The sequence below is a fragment of the Corynebacterium sp. HMSC036D03 genome (assembly GCF_001836185.1).
In the GTDB taxonomy this organism is placed as follows: Bacteria; Actinomycetota; Actinomycetes; order Mycobacteriales; family Mycobacteriaceae; genus Corynebacterium; species Corynebacterium simulans.
Map to the genome: position 1 here is coordinate 528 of NZ_KV827767.1, position 840 is coordinate 1,367.

Annotated in this window: 1 protein-coding gene; it reads right to left on the bottom strand. The window is 52.1% G+C overall.

The annotated features are described in order from the left end of the window. A partial coding sequence (locus HMPREF2692_RS11905; protein ID WP_070823711.1) for a DDE-type integrase/transposase/recombinase occupies positions 1 to 650 on the bottom strand: 650 nt, incomplete at its 3' end. Between the last annotated feature and the right edge of the window lie 190 nt (positions 651 to 840).

Consider the following 840-nt stretch of genomic DNA (forward strand, 5'->3'; position numbering starts at 1 on the left):
TAAGTCGCCGTAGAAGCATTATCTGGCACGATGATTGCTGGTACTTTGCCAAGATAATTCAACGCCTTAACATGGCACTCAATCCACGCCGGCATCTTCTCATTCGCAGCGGCCGTAACATACATCAGCCCTGAGTACGGGCTGACCGCGACAAACAATGACGCCTTGAACGCGGTATCACCACTGGCCTGATCTACTACAGGCACTTTGTCACCGGCCCAGTCGACATAAAGCTCTTGCCCTGGCTCATGGGTGATAACTTCGACGAGATCGTTGGCACGCAGAAATTCATTGAGCCCACTACAAAACTGGGAGTACTGGTACTTTGTCTTATCCGTCGGACAAGGCTGCGACACGTAGTCCATCCACAGCTTATGCCTGGTCACATGCTTTGTACTTTTCAGCTTGCGTGCAAGAGCATGAAAATCAGGCTGGTCGTAGGGCAACGACCGCTTACTCCGACCATCACTGAATCGATCATCGAACCATCCCGGTGGGAGCTGACGGAAGCGCTCTGGAGTTAGTTCCTCATCGTTGATGACTTTCTTCGCTCGGGATACTTCTCGTCGTGAACATCCCAATGCATGTGTGATCTGCGCGTAGCTAGCACCATCAAGGCACATCGCGATGATCTGTTTGAAGTTGGCCACAAGGACCAGCTCCTTCCAAGTAGAAGTTGACGCAACACCAGCGGATTGTGGTGTCGCCAACATCAACTATGAAAGAAAACCCCCTTGCAGTACCGGATACGTGGAACACCGGTACCAACTACGCAGACTCGCGGTACCAACTACCCCAAATCGACACAGTGGAGGCAACCTGGCCAGGATCGATGGTGCA